Origin of the sequence: Paenibacillus suaedae (genome assembly GCF_032337355.1) — a bacterium.
GTDB lineage: Bacteria > Bacillota > Bacilli > Paenibacillales > Paenibacillaceae > Paenibacillus_B > Paenibacillus_B suaedae.
On record NZ_JAVYAA010000005.1, the window covers coordinates 326,101 to 348,591 of the forward strand.

Annotated in this window: 14 protein-coding genes; 1 reads left to right on the forward strand and 13 read right to left on the reverse strand. The window is 42.5% G+C overall.

The features are described 5' to 3' along the window. Positions 1–66 precede the first annotated feature (66 nt). The 12 genes from RQP50_RS20965 to RQP50_RS21020 form a co-directional block, all read right to left on the reverse strand. Complete coding sequence (locus RQP50_RS20965; RefSeq protein WP_072730988.1) at positions 67–423, reverse strand: nucleotide excision repair endonuclease; 357 nt, start codon at positions 421–423, stop codon at positions 67–69. Between the two features lie 234 nt (positions 424–657). Beyond that, positions 658–2,397, reverse strand: coding sequence for an ABC-F family ATP-binding cassette domain-containing protein (locus tag RQP50_RS20970; protein WP_315746630.1), 1,740 nt, complete (start codon positions 2,395–2,397; stop codon positions 658–660). A 294-nt stretch (positions 2,398–2,691) separates the two neighbouring features. After that, positions 2,692–5,832 carry a hybrid sensor histidine kinase/response regulator gene (locus RQP50_RS20975; protein ID WP_394358423.1) on the reverse strand — a complete coding sequence of 1,047 codons (3,141 nt, stop codon included), beginning with the start codon at positions 5,830–5,832 and terminating at the stop codon, positions 2,692–2,694. A gap of 213 nt (positions 5,833–6,045) precedes the next feature. Continuing rightward, on the reverse strand, positions 6,046–6,534 hold the full coding sequence (locus RQP50_RS20980) for a hypothetical protein (RefSeq protein WP_072730945.1): 489 nt from the start codon (positions 6,532–6,534) through the stop codon (positions 6,046–6,048). A 539-nt stretch (positions 6,535–7,073) separates the two neighbouring features. Next, on the reverse strand, positions 7,074–7,676 hold the full coding sequence (locus RQP50_RS20985) for a CYTH domain-containing protein (RefSeq protein ID WP_315746633.1): 603 nt from the start codon (positions 7,674–7,676) through the stop codon (positions 7,074–7,076). Between the two features lie 56 nt (positions 7,677–7,732). Then, entirely contained in the window at positions 7,733–9,298 is a 1,566-nt protein-coding gene (locus tag RQP50_RS20990; RefSeq protein WP_315746634.1) for an HD domain-containing protein, read from the reverse strand. Positions 9,299–9,491: 193 nt separating this feature from the next. After that, positions 9,492–9,914 (reverse strand): hypothetical protein, encoded by a 423-nt coding sequence (locus RQP50_RS20995; protein WP_315746636.1) that lies wholly within the window; start codon positions 9,912–9,914, stop codon positions 9,492–9,494. Next, positions 9,901–11,757 carry a DEAD/DEAH box helicase gene (locus RQP50_RS21000; protein ID WP_315746637.1) on the reverse strand — a complete coding sequence of 619 codons (1,857 nt, stop codon included), beginning with the start codon at positions 11,755–11,757 and terminating at the stop codon, positions 9,901–9,903. The genes RQP50_RS20995 and RQP50_RS21000 overlap by 14 nt, the downstream gene beginning before the upstream one ends. A gap of 202 nt (positions 11,758–11,959) precedes the next feature. After that, a complete protein-coding gene (gene rlmH, locus RQP50_RS21005) occupies positions 11,960–12,439 on the reverse strand; it encodes a 23S rRNA (pseudouridine(1915)-N(3))-methyltransferase RlmH (RefSeq protein WP_072730943.1) in 480 nt (159 codons plus the stop codon). Between the two features lie 154 nt (positions 12,440–12,593). Further along, entirely contained in the window at positions 12,594–14,060 is a 1,467-nt protein-coding gene (locus RQP50_RS21010) for a PEP-utilizing enzyme (RefSeq protein ID WP_315746639.1), read from the reverse strand. A 33-nt stretch (positions 14,061–14,093) separates the two neighbouring features. Beyond that, positions 14,094–14,954, reverse strand: coding sequence for a PEP/pyruvate-binding domain-containing protein (locus RQP50_RS21015; protein WP_315746640.1), 861 nt, complete (start codon positions 14,952–14,954; stop codon positions 14,094–14,096). A gap of 107 nt (positions 14,955–15,061) precedes the next feature. Continuing rightward, entirely contained in the window at positions 15,062–15,685 is a 624-nt protein-coding gene (locus RQP50_RS21020; RefSeq protein ID WP_251482000.1) for a TetR/AcrR family transcriptional regulator, read from the reverse strand. Between the two features lie 217 nt (positions 15,686–15,902). Here RQP50_RS21020 and RQP50_RS21025 point away from each other — a divergent pair, with 217 nt between their 5' ends. After that, positions 15,903–16,070, forward strand: coding sequence for a hypothetical protein (locus RQP50_RS21025; RefSeq protein WP_155987339.1), 168 nt, complete (start codon positions 15,903–15,905; stop codon positions 16,068–16,070). A 90-nt stretch (positions 16,071–16,160) separates the two neighbouring features. Here the strand turns inward: RQP50_RS21025 and RQP50_RS21030 are convergent, their stop codons facing one another. Beyond that, positions 16,161–22,346: a phosphodiester glycosidase family protein gene (locus tag RQP50_RS21030; RefSeq protein ID WP_315746642.1), complete on the reverse strand. Its 6,186-nt coding sequence runs from the start codon at positions 22,344–22,346 to the stop codon at positions 16,161–16,163. Between the last annotated feature and the right edge of the window lie 145 nt (positions 22,347–22,491).

The following is a 22,491-nucleotide window of genomic DNA, read 5'->3' on the forward strand; positions in this document are numbered from 1 at the left end:
GGGTTAAAGGCATTTTTGCGTTATCTTATCATTTCACGGCTCTTTGGGCGATAGGAGCTCTGTCTATTATTTGTATAATACCTTATCTACATTGTACTTAGCCTTGTATTCGTTAATAATGTACGTCTCGTATATTTCTCTATGGACGGCATCCTCAACCAAACAAACCTCGATCTTGGTTACTTCCTCCCGATTATCTTTGATGACCGACACCGTATCCTCGAAATGCTTCTTGATCCGAGGTCTTAGCTTCCGCGCCTTGCCGACGAATAGGAGTTCATCCTTATCATTGTAGAACATAAAGATCCCCGCTTTATCTCTAGGAATCTGAATGAAATCCGTAAACCCGTATATATGGCTTAATTTAGGATCAATCTGTTTGTAAATCGTGACATCCGGTGTTGGAATCGTTATTTGTATCATAAACATTCACTCTCTCTTCTGTGTCATTGTTATTTTCGGTTCGCCTCATGTTCTCGAGTCTAGGTTATATTCTATCTATTATGGACATACCTGTCTATTCCATGCAGGAAGTTCGATGGTAAGGTACTTAGTTTCAAGGCAGGAAAGGCGCTGGGCTTATCGCGCCATATATTCTTGACCTAGTACAAAGACCCCTTTTTCGAGGGGTCTTCTTTTCAATAAGAGAGGTGTATTTTAAAGCAACTTAATCAGCTCTTCTAGCTCATCAACCAATACTTTTGCAGATTCAAAATCAGTATTTTTTAAAGCCATTTCTATCTTCATTTCAACTGCTTTTTTATTTTGTTCAGCTTCTAAATAGTCTTTATTAAAATGACTAGCATAAATCATCTGTCTAAACTTACGCATACTCATTTTTCTTATCGTCTTATCGTCGATGATTAAAACATAATCCATACCATTTACAACAGAATAGAAATCATGAGAAATCATGAGAATCGCACCTTTGTAGTCTTCAATGGCTTTCTCCAATGCGATTTGTGAATAAGTGTCTAAATGGCTTGTCGGTTCATCTAGAAGCAATACGTTTGCTTTACTGGCAGCAACTTTGGCCAATTGAAGCGTATTTTTTTCTCCACCAGATAGAGATTCTATCTTCTGATTAACGATTTCTCCTTCAAACCCATAGCCAGAAATATACGATCTAATCTCATCATACGTATTAAATCCAGCATCGATAAATTCTTCGAGTATTGTATTAGAATCCTTTAGCATTTCGCCTTGAATCTGAGATAAATAAGCCACTTTAACATCAGCATTTATTTCAATTGAATCCTGATTATTTTTATAGATATCTCGGAGTAAAGTCGTTTTCCCGGTACCGTTTGGACCAATAATGGCTACTTTATCCGTAGATTTTATCTCAAAGTTAACATTGTCTAGCAGCAACTCATCATAGGCAACACGATAATTATTAACATTTACAACAACGGTATCTTCCAGTTCATGATCCATATCAAAACGAATATTCGGTTGCTTTATATCAACAAATGGCGCTTTAATTCTACGTGCTTCCAATCTTTCTTGAAACTTAACTCTGGCTTTTAGTGCTCTCCCTCTAGATGCATCTGCATTAACAGTCGCGATAGCTCTAAGATTATCAATGATGTTATCGTATCTCTCAATTTCTTCTTGTTCAGCGACTGCGATTTCTTGCAACTCAATTTTAGTCTGAAGTAATGAGAAGTTATAATCAATATATCGCCCATCAAACTCTTGGATCTCTTTATTTTCAAGGTGTATAATTTTGTTGAAGCAATGATTCAATAGATATCGGTTGTGCGTAACAACTAGCAGCATTCCTTTGTGAGAATTAATAAGATTTCTGAGCGCATTTAGGTTTTCAAAATCTAAAAATACATCGGGTTCGTCCATAATCATTAAGTCTGGACTACTAAGCATTTCCTTCATCACTTGAATAAGTTTGAATTCCCCACCACTCAGATCGGATACCCTAACATCTTTTAGCTTCATGAGGTTTGCTAGATTTAGTTTCTTATTAATTTTGCTCTCGAAATCATCCCCACCGATTGAATCAAATGCGTCTAAAGCTAATTGATACTTTTCTAATAATGAATCAATATCCGATGATGTTTCCATCTCTGTACAAATAGCTGTTATTTCATTTTGTATCTTAATAAATTCTTCCGCTATATATTCAAAAACTGTTGTTTCTTTTGTTTTGTCTTGTTGAGAGAATTGACTTACATGCCCAATTTTGCAAGTCGGGTCAACTTCTAATTTGCCCTCGAACAAATATCTTTCTGGATCCATCAGTATATCTATTAATGTACTTTTCCCATTGCCACTCGTTCCTATAAAAGCACAATGCTGTGCCTCTTCAAGCGTAAATGAAATGTTTTTATATAGTTCTTTTTGCGGGAATGAGAAGGATAAGTTATCAACCTTTATCACAAGTATTACCTTCCTTTATAACTAAAATAGTGTCTATTCTTAGGTGTATTACAAAATATAGATTTTGAGTGTAACACTGTTTACAACCAACTTCAAACCATTTGAATCCCATCGCTTGGAATATCGGTAAAAAGTTCCATCCTGCTTCCTGACGAATAGCCTAGCTGTTCCATTTCATTTGAGTTGTACAATAAAAACTTGCCGTTACTTATGATACGGTTCAGCTTAACGGGGCTATCAGCGAAAATGAAGAAAGGAGCAGCCAAGGATGCTCCTCATTCAATCACTTATTTATCACCTAGCTTTATCCCTGCTATTCAACCTGTTATGTACATGAAAAGTTACCTTTGTCCCTGTACCTAACGTACTTGTGATATGAAGTCCTGTTCCGAAGTGCCTTTTTAATCGCTGATCCGTATTAATCAATCCTACGCCTGAACGACTATCCACTTTTCTTTCTAATATTCGTTGCAATTGAACCTCGTCTATTCCATCCCCATCGTCTTCAACGGTTATCTCTGCATGCGTCTCATAGACAAAAATCCGAATAAGAATCGTTCCTCCACGATTGCGCTTCATTATGCCATGTCTTATCGCATTTTCAACGAGAGGCTGGATCGTAAGAAATGGGACTTTTATGTCCCCGTAGCCATCTATCTCCCAAATAACCTGTAACCTTTCTTCAAACCGAGCCTTTTCAATATATAGATAAGAACGCACTAGACTTAACTCCTCTTCGACCGGAACAAGCCTATCCATATTTTGAAATTTAAATTTATTCCTCAAAAAATTGCTGAATTCATCGAGCAAATTACGCATTTTATCCAAATCAATATCGCTTAAAGCTGCTACAGCATTCAACGCATTAAATATAAAATGAGGCTGGATTTGCGCTTGCAGCCAGGCAGCTTCTAATCGCAGTTGTTCCCGAACGGATTGTTTAATCGTAATTAACGCCTCGATCCGTGATTTTATTTCTATTGCTTCCACTGGCTTCGTCACATAATCGTTTGCCCCCGCTATAAAACCGCTCTGAATATCTTTCGGTTGGCTTCTTGCGGTAAGGAGCAGAACGGGAAGCTCTGTAAGTGTAAATCGCTCGCGAATCATGCGCGTCAGCTCATAACCGGACATCTGCGGCATCATAACGTCGGAGATGACCAGATCCCAGTCCTTGGTATCCAGCAAAGCCAACGCTTCTTTACCGCTCGTTGCCATCGTTACTTCGTATACGTCAGGTGGCAGTATGGCTTCAAGCACTTGAAGATTGACAGGATCATCATCGACGATTAATACGAGCGGACGATTACGATTTATTTGGAATGGAGTTGTTGGTGTTGCCCCTTTCGCAGCTAGCGGAAGTTCCATTTGGTCCAAATCATCAGTAGAGGCTATTTTTTGCATCGCCATCGATTGTAATACGAACGGTTCCAATCGGTTCGAACCTTCACTTTCTTCCTCCGCTTCCTCATCCGCCAGATTTAACGAAAATGTAAATTTCGAGCCTTCCCCTACAACAGAGGATACATCTAACGTACCTCCATGAAGCTCAATCAACTGCTTGCTTATGCTTAAACCTAACCCAAAACCGCCTTCTATCATCGTCACACTCGTACTGCCTTGCTCATACGGACGGAATAAGCGCTTTAGCATGTGCTCATCCATTCCGATCCCCGTATCGGCAATCACAATATACGCTCTTCCGTCTTTGGCAAAAGCTTGTATCGAAATTGTCCCTTCATTCGTATATTTCACAGCATTATGAAGTAAATTGAACACGATTTGGATCACTCGATTCTCATCCGCAATTACCGGGGGGAAATCTTCCGAAATCTGATTTGCAATTGTGATAGACTTTACTTCTGCGTTAAATTGCAGCATATCCATTACTCCAGTCATAATTGGCTGGATAAATATTACTTCCTTTTGTAGACGTGGATTGCCTTCCCGTAAACTCATCACGTCAATCAAGTCGTTTAATATCCATGACAACCGACGTCCTACAGATAAAACCGTTTCAAGCTCCTTGATACTCCGTTCCTGCAATAGATGCTGTTCCCTTTTTAAAACGGATTGTGACATGTTAAGCATGCTATGTAGCGGATTTTTAAATTCATGTGAAGTGTTTGCCAGAAATTGATCCTTATGGTCATTCATTCTTTGCAAGGTTGCAGCAAGCTCTTTGGTGTTCGCATGCATGATAAAGTAACCCTTAAACCATTCAGAGGCTAAACAACCCATCGCAATAATCATATCGAACGGATAGTAGACAAGACTCAAACCGCTATTCAGCAAGATTAACGACCAAAGAGAATGGTTCACCAACGCTAGAAAAGAGAAAAGCAGTAAAAGATTGCTCTTTAAATCTTTGATTACTTTTTTAAACATTGTAATTAACGTGATAACTCCAGCAACAACAACTAATAAATAATAAACCGGAAAGAGCATAATCACTTGAGGTGGATCTAAAAACAACGTGATGCCGGCAGTCCCTAGATTCATTACTTTATAGATAGGGTACATCCTACGCCAATATGGAAGCTCGCGATGATTCATACACTGGAGCAAAGCATAGGCTGCAATAACGAAAGCAATATTAGTCAGCCTAAAATCCCAATTACTTCCAATATAAAATAATTGATGGAACAACTTCTCATCCGTACTAAAGACACTCGTGATCGTTACACATAATGCAAGCAAACTGAAATAAAGCAGCTTCTTTTCCTTATTTCCTAGTACATACAAAATAAGTGCATAGACAGCATGCATAATAAATATAACCGCTGCCAAAAACTGCATAAAAACGGAAGCATTCGTCTCTTTGGCTATAGCTTCTTCTGAACCAAATTTAATGGATCGGACAATGCCCCCGCTTCGACTATCCACATAATTCGCCGCCTGAATGACGATTTCGATTACACCGTTGTCATCTGCTGTAAAGGTTGTAGAATAAGGTAGGTCTTTCGAAATATATTCATCCTTTGTTGTCGCCACCTGTCCAGAATTAATAAGCAAGCGACCGTTTACATATAATTCTGATGCAGTGCGTACGCTGGGTACACGAATACTATAATTAGGATGCTTTGCAGGGTCTACATAAAGACGCAAACGATAAGAGCCATATCCGTATGGAGATGGCTTGTCAGCATGCAAAGCTTCATTCCATCCTCCCGGTACCTGAATATGCATTGGCGCATTATCGCCTAACAATTGTTGCCGACTACCATCTATCAACCATTGCGAGGGATAAAACTCCCATTCCCCATCAAGTAAGAGAATGCTGCCATCTTCTGCATTCCAATTGCGCAAATCGAATTGCCCATTATGAATTGACGCCTGTTTGGGAACATGAAACGCTTCCATCCATAAAATGCGCAAACCGGTTAAAACAACTAATATGAACACTAGCAATAATATAATATAGCTCTTTTTCATTTGATATTTGGATGAGTGAGTTTCCAAGAAGTATTTCTCCCCTAGTCATTTTCTTCTAAGACATTTAAATAATCACTCTCCATAATTTACCACAGTTAATATAACAGAGAAACGGACGATAGAGACATCTTTATGTCTATTAAATAGAAATACCTACTTGGAATTACGCGAGTTTGTTGTTCAAAGGAAATTTCGTGCTTGGTATTTGTTTCATCAATTAGTTGGCTCGTTTTTGGGTTTAATGGAAGTCATTTTAATTTGGGTGAGGTTTTCTAAGTTGATTTCAATTTGTAATTCGGTATGCTCATTAATAGCGATTAGGATTTTATCTTTAATTTCTAAGCTTTTTATAGGGTTTGAATTTTCAAAAAATATTCCCCATACCAAACGGTCTTCAGCATCCGTACAAGCAATAAATCCTTCATTTCCCATTTGACCATCACCGCCACAGATTTTCCTGTCTTGATAATCAATACTGACCCATTCATCAACGATCGTCCAACATTCAACATTATACTTTGATATGCTTTCAATGGTTGTGTCACACAAGGGAGAGCAATAAAATTTACTTTCATTTGTGTTGGGGTTATATGCGCTGTAACAACTTAAGATTGTTACAGTGCCATTTGGAAAGATGATGCTATTAATGCCGGGCAGTTCATGCTTTTCAAGATTCCAATGTTCCGCAACAACAATATTCATAATAAATCCCCCTTTATATCTTAAGTTACTAATATATACAGCTACTTGTTGAGGACTATTAAGCTATATAATCTAGTAATCGTTTCCTTAGAAATTTTTTCACTGTATAGGCCTTCATTTTGCTTCCAGTGTAGCAATGCCCTTTTTCATAGAGATCGTGAACTGAGGATAAGCAAGATTGTATTGAACTCCAATGCCAACTGTAGATAGTAAGCGTTGGGTGTACATACTTACAATTTGAGTAACTTCGGAACCCCGATTGTACTTCTCATAGAAATATTCCTTGATCTCACACGAGGTGTCATTACCAAAAACCTCAGCACTCCATGTTCCCATACGCTCTTCACCAGTCGCATAACGAGAATCGGAGACGGGGGAGCAGCAAAGGTTTCGGCTGCGTCCAATTGTTCCATCTCCGGCGAAAATTTTTCGCCGTCACTTATGGTACGGTTCTCCGTATCACTCTAACGACGAAGAATCAGGGCCACCTACAAGGTGGCCCTGATTCTTCTGATTGAAGCAAACTAAATGAGTAGAATTTAGACTGTTGTTATATACTCCACAAATCTCTTGTATTTACTTTTATTATTTAAATAGAAGTCTATTCCCATTTTTTGAAGTTGGTTCATTATATTGCTACACTCTTTTTCGGAACTGACACCTTCTACTTCGAGTTCATATGATTCATTGCCACCTGGAAATATAGAATGATCCAGTTCTAGAATATAATCACTAAATAATTTTAATTTTAACCTCTCGTTTTCTATTGAACCCAAAAGAAACAACTCAGAAGAATCGACAATATTACAAAGATCCACTTCGTCTTTATTAATTCTTTTAAAAATCTCTGATGGGTTTCCTTTGAGATACTCAAATTCTAATTCTGTGATAGATGTTTCAATTTCCTTTGAAGAAATAAAGCTATTATCACTATTAGATTTAATTTTTGCGCATAATAACCACTGTGTATCTTCATTACGGATTCTTAGCGTTACCCCTGATTTTTCCAACTTGAAATCGCGAGAATCAAAATAATAGTTAGTTTGGCGTATTGGCGTGGGGTTTTGTTCAACACTATTAATAATTTTTTTATATGAGTCATGTTGGAGTAGTAGTTTCAATTCCCTCTCTATTGTTGCCATAAAATCATCTCCTTCATTGTCTCAATTATGAATCTTCCTCATACTATTCTAACACTCTATACTCTATCGGATACGCCAATAAACTTGGATAATATGTTTTTTGATGCATACTTTTTAAACGTTGTTGCGTTTTCACTATCGATACTATAAACCCTTAGTATTCTCAAACCATTATTCAATGAACTAATAATCTGGGAACCTTCTCGGATTTTTTGGGGAGACACAACATAATATCCTCTACTTGATTTTTCAAGCAGCAACGCACCGGAATCCATATCTTTTAATGGGAACCGTTCATCTCTAAATTCTCTAAATTCCCCTTCTCCGAATTCTTTTTTCATTGTTATAAAACTCTCAGCAAAATGTTTACTTATTTCTGTAACTTTATCTTTCTCGTCAATGAACTCTTCAAACTCATATATCCTCTTCCATAAATCCCTATCCTTCACAGCCTGTAGTGTGTCTTTTCTCTCCCTACTCAATACTGAAAGTAAGTTATCAATAAACTGCTCATCACTTAAGGAAATATACAGTTCTTCGAATTCCTTAGCTGTTAATTGTTTTTTAGACCAACTAGTATAAGTAAGCCCTTTTTCTTCTGCAACAAAGTTTAGCATTGCTCTACATGCTTCATTAGTTTTATGACCGTAAACCTGAACATACATCTCATATCTAGCCTGAAGAAAATTCTCTACAGCATGAAGTCCACTTTGTTTTAATCCTAGTCTTAAATCCCCTTCATTATTTACATAGGCTAACATAGACTTAAGTACTCTGCTTTCAGAATAATCACCATATGGGACTCCTGCAAAATAACTATCGCGCTTAAGGTAATCCATTCTATCACAGTCTATTGGTGCACTTGCCACTATGTCATTTAGTAAAGGTAGCACATCAACGTCTCTATTAAATGCTTTAATCTTTCTGGTTCCTAATTCTAGCTCAGGTTTCAATATTGTAAGCACATTACGAATTTGTTCCTTACTAATTCCATCAATTTTACTCAAAACCTTATAAGCAAAATATGAAGACACATGTTCATGCTCAATCCTTACATCCGATTTCCCTTTTTTCTTTTGCTTTTCTTCAAATCGAAAAAGTACTATTCCCATATTGTCTATAAATTCTTTGTCTGCGCCAGCAAGTTCGTCACTACACATAATCTCCATGAACTCCTCAATATTAGGAGCAAAAGCATCAAATAGATGTGATAACGGGCCATGGCCAATATCATGTAACAAAGCTGCTAAGCGTAGTTCAATGAAAGTTTCCTTTAAGGCATCTCCATTGTTATGAAGTAACTCTCCTAAGTTTACTCCTATACCACCTTCAAACGATTGGACGTCTTCGGCAATATCTCCTCGTAAATATGCAATATAACCATTTTCTATGATCGAATGCAGCATTTTATGTGCATAGTTCATTACTCCAATAGAATGTTCAAATCTAGTGTGCTTAGCTGATGGAAACACCTTATATAGAAACGAATTTTGTCTAACATGATGTAATCTACGAAAAAGCGGATCTTCTATTACTAACATTTCGTCCATGGTTAGTTTGATTACCCCATGGATTGGATCGATTATACTGCGTACTAACTGCAAGTCTTTTAAGAGATTCATAGCACACTAACACCCTTTCACAATATTTACTATTATCATTCTTCAAACCCTCCCGAAAAACCTTCCATATTTCTACAATAGGTATCTTTCATCCAAAAATAAAATTTTCCTGCACTAATATAATTACATTACAATTAATCAATTAAGTACGAGGGGAAAATAAAATAGCCCGAAACCGGGCTATCTCTTTAATTTACAGTATGCTTCTCAAATGAGTTCTAACTCCTTCAGGCAGTCCCTCTATTGGGAAATTAACCAATTGGGCTTTATCCGTATAACTTGCAATTTCAAATATCGTATTAAGTAATTTTGCCCGTTCATCGGCTCGTGACCAGAGGAGACTATTCTTTTTATTTAAAACATGATGAATTTCTTGAAGATAATTATTACAGTCATAAATGTAACGATACTCATGCTTGACTTTCCTATCATTAAAAAAACCTGCGTCAAAAAATTGTACACTACAATGAATATTTCCAAATTGTCTTTTTATCTTTACCTCTGTATAGTCTTCTTCGTAAATGCTTGAAGCCAACTCAATTGGGGTTACCCCTTTATCCAGCTCAAAATACACCAGCTCTTCCACTTTCATTTTTAGAACATCAAGAAATCCCATGTAATATCCTCTCCAGTTCTGGTCGTAAAATATCCTCCAGATACTCTTGTGCACTTATTAAATCTTCAATTTCCATTACGTCTCTTCCTGCAAATTTGATTTTAATTTTTGTATTCATAAAGATGACCAGTACGCCATCATTATTTGTTGTCGGCTTCGTAAACTGCGGTAGTAAACGTTTGAACTTCGGATAGAGCGTGTTTGCCTTTGGTTCGATGTTAAACTCTTCAAGCAGATCAACCGCCACTAACTGAATTTTTTCAGTTAGTATTCTTCTTATCATTTTTCTTCGTTCAAGGGGTCTCTTTTCATTATAGATATGATTAAATTCATCAGTTTTAGCTCTAATTTTCTTTCGAGCCATCTTCTCCAATGTTTCCTCAATAAGTTCATCATCCATACCAATGGCTTTTAACTCTTGTCTTTTAACTTCGGTTTCCTCTAGAATTAAGATTCTCGCTTTTTCAAATTCACTGTGAAAGTCAATAAGTCCACTGTAGGAGTCAATCTGCTCAGTAGACTCCCCATGTATTACAGCTTGCCCATAGAAAACTTCCCGCTTTTCATATTCGTCGTCACCAAATTCAATTTCACGAACCTTTTTATATCGGCCAATATCCTCAACTTCCCTTTTGAAGAACTCCCAAAGTTCATCTAATCCTAGTTCATCATGGTAAATTACTATTGCATTATTATCAACTTCATATCGCGTAATCTCATTATCAGGAATCGCTCTTAATACTCGTCCAATTACCTGTGCAAACCTATTTAGGCTTTTATATGGACGGAACAATGCGGCAACTGTCAAATATTTATGATCGTACCCTTCACCCATCATATCTACGTTAACTACTACATTATATTTATGCTGTTCGATTTCTTGGAACTTAATATCTTGCTCATCGCGCGGCATTTTACTATGAATTAACACGGCATTCATGCCTTCCGATCTGAACAACTGCTCTAATTTTTCTGCATGCTTTATACTACACGCAGAAGCCATGATTTTATGTGGCACTTGAGGAGATACTTTTCGAAGTTGATTTAACTCTTCAATGCTTTTTCTTATTATCTCCAAAGAACATGCATCAGACATAGCAACGGATTTCTGCACCCATGCCTCATCTTTTAAATCTTTAGCCTCTTCAAGGGAGAGTATCGTTCCGTCTTCTAGGTAAAAAGTTATTTTCTCTGACTCTATGGTTTTGTTTCTAAGCCATTTAACGTACCTGCTCTCCATTACTTCAGATAACTTTGTTTCATGTACTTTTTTTCCAGGAACAGCAACCCCATCTCCTCGATATGGTGTCCCAGTTACATGCAGTACCTTCGCGTTTGAAAAGTAATTTAATGCTCTCTGCCACGAATCGGCAGGTGCATGGTGTGCTTCATCAATTATTATCATATCAAAATGGTCCCTTTGAACTCGGCTCAATAAACCATTACTAGAATTTAAACGTTGAACATTGGTATAGATGATATTGGCGTTATTTAACTCGCTATCAAACACTTCATTCTCAAAGGAGATAAGAACAGGATTATCTTGTATATCGAATAACACATTTGTATTAATCCAGAAATTTTCGTCTAGGGCTTCTATAGTCTTGGCAATACTTTTCTTTGTTACGTGCCCCGGTGTAATGATTAGCACCCTTCCCTCACATATACCAAAAGGAGCGATAGCGATTAATCCACTTTTTCCTGTCCCGGTTGGAAGTACCACTAAAGCCTCTTCTTGTGGGCTCAATGCAAAATGAGATTGAATTCTTAAATAAGCCTCAATTTGAGGCTTACGAAGCTTATTGTTTCCTTCAATAAAGCAGGGGGTCTCTCTGAAATACATAGTCCCATCCGCATCCTTCCCTCTATAATTTCAAAATATGACTTAATTCGACATACTCTTATAAACTACAAAACGACATCCGTCATAGAACGGTGTCGTCTTTTAGGGCAATATTACCATATAAAATTAATTATGAATACACTCTGTCTGTACTTACAACTGCTTCACTTCTCCATTCCTAACCACAATATCATTCTCCGCCCTACTTATGATACGGTTCCCCTCGATTAATCTTCACGGCACGGTAAATTTGCTCCACGAGTACCAAGCGCATCAACTGGTGCGGCAGCGTCATACGGCCGAAGGACAGCTTCGAATTGGCTCGACGGAGAACCGCATCGGATAGCCCGTTGGAACCGCCGATCACAAAGGCTACATTGCTTGTCCCGTATGTCGCCAATCGATCGAGCTGCGAGGCCAAGTCCTCGCTCGACCAGAGCTGACCATCAATCGCCAGCGCCACGACATGGGCATCCGGCTTAATATGACCAAGAATACGCTCGCCCTCACGATCCTTAACCTGCTCCAGTTCGGCATCACTCATTTTCTCTGGTGCCTGCTCGTCCGGTACCTCGGACACTTGGAATTTTACATACGGTGCCAGCCGCTTGCTGTACTCCGCAATGCCCTGCACCAAGTATTTCTCCTTCAGTTTCCCTACGCATACCAATTGAATGTTCATTGTTGTCGTTTACCCCGTTTCCTGATCTTGATCGTAATATAGAAAAGGAGAGCAGCGCACGCTCTCCCTTAATACAGCCATTATGCTTCTAGTGTACCCGACATCTGCTTCCTTCGTCCATGTTGGTACTCTCGCTGCTTGATCGCAACGTCCACTACCCCTTCAAAATTTGAACGATGCCATGGCCCCCATCCACGATGACCCGATCCCCTGTCTTCAATCTCGTTGTTGCATTGCCACAACCTACGACAGCGGGGATACCCAATTCCCGTGCCACGATAGCCGCGTGAGAGAGAGGTGCTCCGACATCCGTAATAATGGCAGCCGCTCTTGGGAACAATGGCGTCCAGCCAACATTTGTCGTAGATGCCACTAGAATCTCGCCCGATTGCAGGTGGTTGCCTTCCTCAGGTCGGTTCAGAACCCGGACAGTTCCCTCTACTCTGCCTGAAGCGCCCGCAAAACCCGTGAGCCCATTCCCTTCTTCCACAACTGGAGGCATGGATGCATCGAAGACATCGACTCTTCGCTCTGGATTGTTCGCCCACTGAAACGGATCGAACCGCCCACGAATCAACGTAGGCAGCGGCGGCAGCGCCAAGTATTTCTCGTATGTCTCCTTACGGGCAGCAACATGCTTCATACCTGCGCCATCCCCCGCAAGCAACCTCTGCACTTCTTCCATATACAGAAAGAACACGTCGCTCCTCGCCCCGCTAATCTCTCCCGCCCGCAACGCAAATGCACGAATAACGCGGTACACCCGCACAAATTCGGATCGCGTCTCCTCTCTTAGATGAGCATACTCCGAAGCCTTGGCAATCTGCTTCTTTATGTGCTTCGCTTTTTGCGGATATTTCTGCTCAAACCGTTCCCAAGCAGCTTCATATTGCGACCGCTGACGGTTCAGAAGCTGCTCCACATTCGTGTCCGATCTCTCATATTCTTCGATTTGAATCTCTAGCCACTTCGAATCCTCTCCCGGGTGAGGAAGAGATAGTTCAAATTCATGCGGGCCGCGATGGCCGTATTGCTTCAAGTATTCTTCTCGACTCATCGTCCCCTGGAGCACCTGTGATATGCCGATAACCGGCCCAAGGCTGGCCAATCCGGACTTTCCTCGCAAATTCGACATTAACGCATTCGCAGTCTCCGTACCAGAGAGCTTAGTAAGTTCCTTATTCAGCTTATAACTCGCATCCCCGAATTTCCGTCCGCCTGCTATTAAGCCCCACCATGACCTGCATGTATAAGGCCACAGCTCATCACTCCATATGCTACACAGTTCCTCACACGAACTTGTTGCCTGAATACGCTTTGTCATCCTCGCACACCAATCGGGATTGTCGGCGAGGTACTGCTCGATATCCTCAAGCGTAGTCTTGACCTTCTTCGCAAAACGAAAAATAGACGGAGTTATTTTTGTAAACACATGCCAACGAGAATAAGGGTATACGGGAAATTCCATTCCCTCTGGAATCTTGCCAAGTGTTTGGGACAATTTATCCAGACTGATGTCTAGCGGTATTCCCAATGCCGGAAATATAGACACTGGCAAACTTATATTTGTATATGCCCTCCCACATATATTGCCCGACATAATGCGGAAGCCCGATATCATATTCGATTCCTCATCAAGAGCTCTTAATACGGATCATGTCAGCGGCGTCATGACGTCTGGAGTGGCTTCACCGATATTCGTATTCGTCCATAGAAAATCGCCGGAGTTCGTTTCATTCCATTCATACGTATCCAGATTCCCCAGCACTAGCGTAGTGATCGGTCTCGTCTGGAGAATATATAGTTTACCTTCTGCTACAGCCCACTCGATATCCTGTGGACTTCCCAGTTCTTCTTCCAGCTTAGACGCTAATCGATACAGCTTGGATGCATGCCGCTTACACTCATCTGGGCCTTCGTACCTTCCCTTTGGTCTTTGGAGCACAAATGACAAAGCATTCGCCTCACCCGATACGAGCTGTTCTCCCAATCCATGCACATAATTGCCTACCATAGCTGCATAGCTGCCTGTAATCGGATCAGCAGTGAAAAGGACACCCGATAGCTCGGAACGAACCATGATTTGAATGACGACCGCGATTTCATGCGCCTGCTCCATTCCTTTTACGGCACTATAAGCCTCCACCCGTTCAGAGCTTTTGGAGTCATATACCCTCCTAATTGCCTCTCGGATTTGCTCATCCGTCGTTACGTTTAGTACCGTCTCGAACTCCCCTGCATAAGATGCTTGCGCAGAATCTTCGCTAAGCGCCGAAGATCTTACCGCGAATGCCACCTCCCCATGGTGGCTGCGCATACGCTTCACATAGACTTGCACGGCTGACCAAGCCTGTACATGTAGCTCCCCATCCTGAAAAGCCGACGTCAGTACGACGATACCCTCCGGCACAGGATATTTATGCTGATACATCCAAGCCAGCATGCTTCCTTTGCCTCCGGCATCTGCTTGCAATGCTGGCGTTAATTCCTCGAAATGCACAACCATTTTTCCCATGAGCAGCTGCTCCTCCCATATGCTTTCCCCGAATACATACGGATGCTGATTGAACCTCATGATGGCGATTGATGATAATCGTTATTCGAGAAATATCGCTTTCTCCCTTATTTGTAAAAGCTCTGTCTAAACATGTCGATATATTCGTCCGCTTCCTTCACCATATGCACATAGTCATCAGAGTTTATCTGCATTGCATTTGCACGTTTCATCTTATCCTTTAGAAATCCATGGAACGTCCAGACGATGATATTAATTGCTTTGTCGATATCCAAGCCTTCCTTGAACTTAGAACGATCGAACCCTGCAAGCACTTTGCCGAACGCTTCCTGCGTCAGTCCCTTATTTCGCTGCTCGATGTGCGGCCTAATGTCGCTTGCCGTCTCGATATATGCGGCGTTTAGAAATTCGAACAGCTCCGGATACTGCATAAGCAGCTCCCATCTCACCTGTTGAACCTGCCTAAATCGAATAAAGAAATCCTTCTCCTCTAGATCGATTCTACCGTAAAAAAGGCTCATAACCTTCTCAACCCCATAATCATACAAAGAGAGAAACAGCTCCTGCTTGTTATTGAAATAATGGAACAATAAGCCTTTCGATATCCCAGCCCCTTTCACCATCTCATTGGTCGATGCATGCTCATATCCTTTTCGTACAAATTCCTTCATGGATGCGTTTATGATTCGATCCTGCTTTTCTGTAGATAGGGTCATAAACTTCGAATTCATCGCGACTGTCACCCTTTAGTTGTTTACTTCGAGTATTTGGTAATTATTATCATAATTGTATTGACCACTTTGGTCAATATGCAAATTGAAAAGCTTTGCTCTTCTTTCACAAAAAAATAAAAACTTTTATACCCAAACGCGTAAAAGCATGATAGAATACGTCTATGCAAATATTTACATGGTATTTATCAACAACTACTACTTGGAGGTGTTAAGAATGGCGACGATCATTCTGTACATGGCTTACCTGCTTATTCCCGTACTCAGCTTCCTGTTTCTGTTCAACCTGCTCGACAACAATAAGAAGAGAACACAATACTCCGTCACCTACGCATCCGTGATGTCGGCATTCTGCTTCATCGTGTTCTTGTCGGGCCAACTGTAACCTAGCAACCATTATTTTTTTACAAAATTGACATGCAAAAGGGGCTGGATATCCAGCCCCTTTATTTGTGCTACCGTGTTAGGTTATGTCTTATTCTGATACACGGTTCATGATTCGCTCCAAGAAGACAGCAGCCTCTGCTCTCGTAGCATGTCCCTGCGGAACAAGCTTCTGTCCGTTGCCTTGGATCAATCCCTCACGAAGCAGACTTGCCAAGCTTTCCTTCGCATAATCCTGAATTTCACGGTAATCTGTAAACGCCTGAAGCGCATTTGCATCCCCTGTCGAGCTCAACTTGCTGAATTGCACAAGTGCACGCGCCGTAATCGTGAACATTTCCTGCCGTGTAATCTTATCGTTCGGGCCAAATGTCCGTGCGTCCCTACCCTGCACAACTCCATGCTCTTTCGCAGCAGCAACAGCATCTGCGTAATAGGCATTCGCAGGAACATCCTCAAATCCGCTCATCGACTGCACAGATTGCAGATTCAACACGCGTGTCAGCAGGACGATGAAGTCTGCACGTGTAACTTGCGTATTCGGAGCAAAGCGATCCGCTCCAAGACCCTGAATGATTCCTCTGGCAGCTAATGACTCAATAGCTGTTTTCGCCCATTCCAGCTTATTGATGTCATGGAACGTTACCGCAGAGAAGCCAACTGCATACGTACCAAGCTGCTTCACTGCAAATTGTACCGTTCCTGTCTTTGCATCATACTTTGCATTTGGAATGATAGCAGGGCGTCCTTGCTCATCTACACCCCATACAACGATTGCATGTGGACGAGTCAACTCATCTGTGCTTGGCTGATACGGAATCGCTACCTGCATAGCTGCTCCGACTGCAATGTCCTTCAGCGCTTTTCCATCTACGCGCAGTTCCAACTGAACGGCCGGACGATTTGCAGTACGTCTAAGCAACTCTGTTCCCCATGCACTTTGATCTGGTTGAACGATGGCAACATCAATCGTCTTAGCTCCTTGAGGAGTTTTCCCATTCGCCACATTCGAAGGAAGCGTCACACCTGCATGAGGTGTAACGATCTCAAATTGCTGCCTCAACGCTGTATCCGTCAATGCTGATGTTGGCATGGATACAAGAATATTCTGAGCCTCTTTGTCTGCCGACACTTCAATCCGAACCTTCTTCACACCATTCGAGTCCGGCTTCAAGCTGTCAGCAGCTTCCCCCAATACCTCAGCAGGGATGACTGCCTTCGCTGTTGTACTACCTGCATCCCGCTTCGCTTGTACCACAATCTTGCCATTCTCCAGCTTCGCTGCTCCTGGATCTGGCTTCGGCGGCTCTGGACGCTTGTTCTCTTCTTTGGAACCGTTCGAACTCGAATTGTCCGTTGACGGATCCGGAATATTTGGCTTATCTTCTAGTTCTACCTTCAGTTGAAAGTCTGCATACTTCGTTGCATCTGCCGCACTCATCGCCCGAATGACAGTTGTGCCCGGCTTCAATGCCTTCACAAGTCCATTCAGCGATACATTTGCGACTCCTTCTGAAGAAGAACCATACACAGACCATACAACAGATTTATTGCTTGCGTTGTCCGGCAATACCGTTGCATTCAATTGCAACGTATCTCCGACTTTCAACGTTCCTTCGTTACGGTCAATTCGAACTTCGTCAATGCGAACCTCTGGCAAGCGATCGACCGTAATAAGACTATCTGCATACACCGATTCTACGACGCTCGTCGCCCGTACGATTGCAGTCCCCAGCTTAAGTCCGGTTACCACTCCATCTGCGCTTACCGCCGCAACGCCATCCTCTGACGATCCATAGACCGACCACGTAACAGAACGATCATACGCTTGGTCTGGCAGAACCTTTGCATTCAGCTTAACGCTTTCGTTCACAGCCAAGTTTACACTCGGCTGATCAAGCACTACCGAAGTAGGAGGCTTACGCTCCAGCTTCCGAATCGAGAACTCATCAATGACTACATCATTGATATTCTTCACGAGGAACTTCATCTCGTTGCCAACAACCTCAACGGCTACATAAATTTGCGCCTTCGTTCCGTCTATTTTGTACTGCCAGTCTTGTGCAACAACCTCATAGAACTTCGGCCCAGAAGAGCCTGCAATGATGTAGGTTGTACCCTCTCCCTCCCCGACGGGCTTGCCGCCGCGGAGTGGATACGTACGCAGGTAAACATGATCATGGCCATTCAAGGCTACGTCCACATTCAGTTCATCAAATGCGGATGTCCAAGCTTCGCGAATCCGCTTCTCATTATTCTTGCTGCCATATGGACCACGATGGAACGTGACGATTTTCCACGTTTTATCCGTTGCAGCCAAGTCACGGCGCAGCCATTCCTTCTGCTCCTCGAAGTCGTACTCACTATTCAGCACTGCAATATGAGCGTTATGATAATCAAATGAATAATTGCTGCCCTTTAAGCTGTCTATTCCATTCTGAGGATTGTTGAAATGGGCAAGGAAATCATCATTTTTCCGAGTTCCCGTTACCTCGTGGTTGCCGACCACCGATACAACTGTCGTCTTCAAGAACGTATCCTGTACGGCCTTGAACCACATATTCCACTCGGCCTCTTTAAATCCGTTCTCTACCATATCGCCAGCCTGAAGGATAAAGTCATAATCAGGTTGATCGGTCACTGCTTTTCGCACAATATTGCTCCATAGTTTGAACCCTGCCTCATCTTCGGATTGGGAATCGCCGAAGAAGAGGAATTTTGTACGTGTACCGTCCAGCTCAGCCGTCTTGAATGCGCCCTGCTCACTCACCTTATCGCTGCCGTTGCCAACACGGTATACATAATCCGTTCCCGGCTCAAGTCCTTGCACAACTGCCTTGTGTACACGAACCGTACCGATATCCCACGTATGGAACATATTGCTCGTACCGTTCACACGAATGACATTCGCATTGTTAAAATCGACGAAGTCTTTCTTCTTCACGAGCTCTACTATTGAAGCATCCACGTTAATCTTCGAATGCCATGTAAATCCGCGAGAGGTTGCAGGATCCTCTCCCATCGACACACTGATGTTGTAAGGCAATTCGCTGCCCGCTAGTGGAGATACCTTGAACTTCACAACCGGACTGAAGCGTACTCCCTCGTTCGCTTGCAGCTCGTATTCGCGTACCGTCCCCGTCAGTTTATTCGTGGTAAGCTTGCCGTCAGCGCCCGTTACACCTAACTCTATTCCATCACGTGTCACGATACGCGCTCCCTGCACCGGAGCACCAACCTCATCTACAACCCCAAGCACAGTGTCTTGCCCCTCAGCTACACCGTCTGCATTCCAATTCAAGCGTAAATGATACTGAATAGCTGCGTGCATAGGCAGACCGAAGAAGCTAAAATCGGTATTTCCCTTATCTGCCAATGCAATGCTTCCGGATTGAAATTCAACCTTAAATGTGCCCGACACATCCGATTTCAGGTGATATTCAATCCGTGCAAGCGCTTCGTCATCCTTCAAGTTCAACTGATTCACATCAGACAGCTTCAGGTTCACTTTCCCATCCGGGGCAATATGATGCTCGATATTAGCGGGAGCAAGTTTATCGCCTGCAACTACTTCTATTTTTTCTATCAAATTCGGGTCAACCTTAAATCCGACTTCAGCACGTTTAATATTGGAAGGCTTATATCCTTTGACCTCTACCTTATAAACATTGCCTGCATATGCATTGTCTGCTCCCGTATATACCAGCCTCGATGCCCCAGTATCGACTGTGAACATCCATTCTTTCTCTGCTCGATTCCCGTTTAGGTCACGAATTTTGACCATCACGACATGAACCCCGTCTGCCAAAGGTACACTTGGTGTGTAGTGAATTTCGCCCTTAGGTGGATAAAATCCATGCTGCACCAGCTGTCCGTCCACATACATGCGTACCTTATCAGGATCAATTAATGTTGTTCCCGGATGCTTAATCGGATCATATCCGAAATCTTCCCCGTACACATGAATTCTTGGAGTCGAGGTATGAATCGTGCTGCCGTCAACTGGAGAGAAGTCCTTTAGCACTGGAGGATCCATGTCATCCGTGTTCGGGCCATACAGCGCTCGGATTTGATCGATATAGAGAGTCCCATCGTTCTTGTTTGTATTTTTCGTCTCCATATATCGAATCGGCATGGAAATTTGAAGCGGAAGAGGCCTTCCCTTTGGAACCGCTGCCTCGATATATTTCCATCCTTTGAAATCAAGACCCGTCTTCTCATCCGTATAATCAATATCTACTGCAGCCCCATTGCCGTCTCGCAGCTGGCCGCGCAACCAGTGCTTTTGACCGTCACCATACACCCATACGCTGATTTTTTCCGGATAGCCAGGAATATCAATATATTGATCCTTACCTTTTGTATTGATGTATGCGCCTGATATCCCCACTGTATCCGTGAAGTCATACTTCAGCTTTGCTGCTTTGCTGCCGAATCGAACATATTCCTCATCCGTCGTCTCGCTGAGCTCCACGAACTTGTATCTTGCACCACTTTCTACAAAGTAACGATCCAGACCATTCTCGAAGTCTTCCAACACGACGGGCTTCAGCCCTATATTTACATCCATTGATGCCTCGACATTACCGTACTTGACGATAATCCTGCCGTTCTTATCCGTTTCCGACGTCGCGGTAAATAAACCGTTAGCATCAATAGAACCAATCGGGCCCTCGACCTTCCACTCAAACTGGCGATTATCAGAGACTACGACTTGCCCATCTCGAACAGCCGTGACCTGCATGCTTACTTGTTCGCCAGAAGAGAAAGCCTTTACCTTGTCAGGCAGTATGAGGTCTGTCAAATCCTTCACAACCTCGACTTGACCTTGCCCCCTCACGTTACCTGTTGCTGCTTCCACATTTGCGATCCCTGCAGCAGTACCAGCCGTGAACTTGCCATCCCCTTCTATCACTCCAAGCGAAGGATCAACTGTCCACTGCAATGCACCTGCATAGGGAGCAGGATGTCCATTTGCATCTACCCCAGCTGCTGCGAATTTGAACGTTGAACCAACGAGCACTCGCTCCATATTCGGCTGTACGAACAGCTTCGATGCAGTACCTTGCTCTGGTGCCTTATTTACGAGCAGCAATCCGTTTGCCGTCTTGCGCTCACTGCCGTCAGATGGACGATTTAGCACCTTGCGAGTTAGTTCACCCGGCAGCTTCGCTACGAACGTGGACGAGCCGCCACCATCTAGGCATAGCGCATTGACGACACCCATGTCCTTCAGCACCTTGCCGAAGTCATCATAGGATACACCTTCGCTAAATCCAGGTGCACGACCGTCGATCACCATCATAATAATGGAACCGTCAGCCTTCGTTCCGATTGCTACTCGTGGATAGAGCGCCTTATCTGTATGCTCTTGTGCCACGCCGTCCTTGACCAGCATGAACACACCGCCGACTGCCATTTTAACGTCTTTCCACTCATCCTCCAGCTCGAAGCTTGCGGAGATTTCATCCCCTACCTTCAGCTGACTGAGGATTTTGCGGTTCTCTGTTCCAGAAGCAGACAACACAACCTTGCCCGGGGCAAGCGGCGAGTCCCCTTTGTCTTTGCGTATTTCCGCGACCTTGAGTTTTAAAGTGCTGCCACTCTTCACTTCTCCCGACAACACATCGAGGATAACTTCGTCGCCTATATCATTTGTTTTGGTCGAAGTATGGAATGCGGATGTAAATAAGGACAGCTTGTCGGCATTTTCCCGCATCCGATTAATTTCCGATATTTCATAGTCTTTTCCGCCAATGTGGAGGGTACGCTTCAACTCAGGACTCAGTCCATATATGGACGTTCCATCCTTCTTCAATCCATAAGCATACCAATCCCATTTAGGCGGCGGACTCACTAATATTTCGCCGTCACCCATGAATAATCCAAGAGGCACGCCTGTCGTCATATCATAGAAGTCGCCGTTAATGGCTGCGATGACCCGATTACCCGCCTTGTCGGCATTATCGGCCATCTTCGTCACACCCGTCATACCGTACACTTTTCCGTCCGTCATTCCAGGCTGCAAATCCAAGGAGGGATTCTTCGGATCGAATTCCACGTAATGAACCTTCTCTTGCCCTTGTGGGAGCTCCATATTGTTCCAAATATAATTCGCTCCTGGTGCAAGTTCCATCTTGCGCTCATCCGTAACTTTGGCGAAGCTTCCTGGAGCAGCACTTGACGCCATTGCCATACTAGTCCCTGTCGATGCAATCGTGGACCAGATCATACACAGTGATAGAACAACCGCCAACCGTTGTCGGATTTGTTTCATACGTAATGCGTTCCTCCTACCATCGAAATGTTCGAGAGGCCTTGTCCTCTCTATAACATGACCTAGTATAGTCGGCTGTCTCTGCAAAGTAATGAAACACATTTATCATTTCTTCGCCGATTCTACTCTTTACGGAATATAAAGA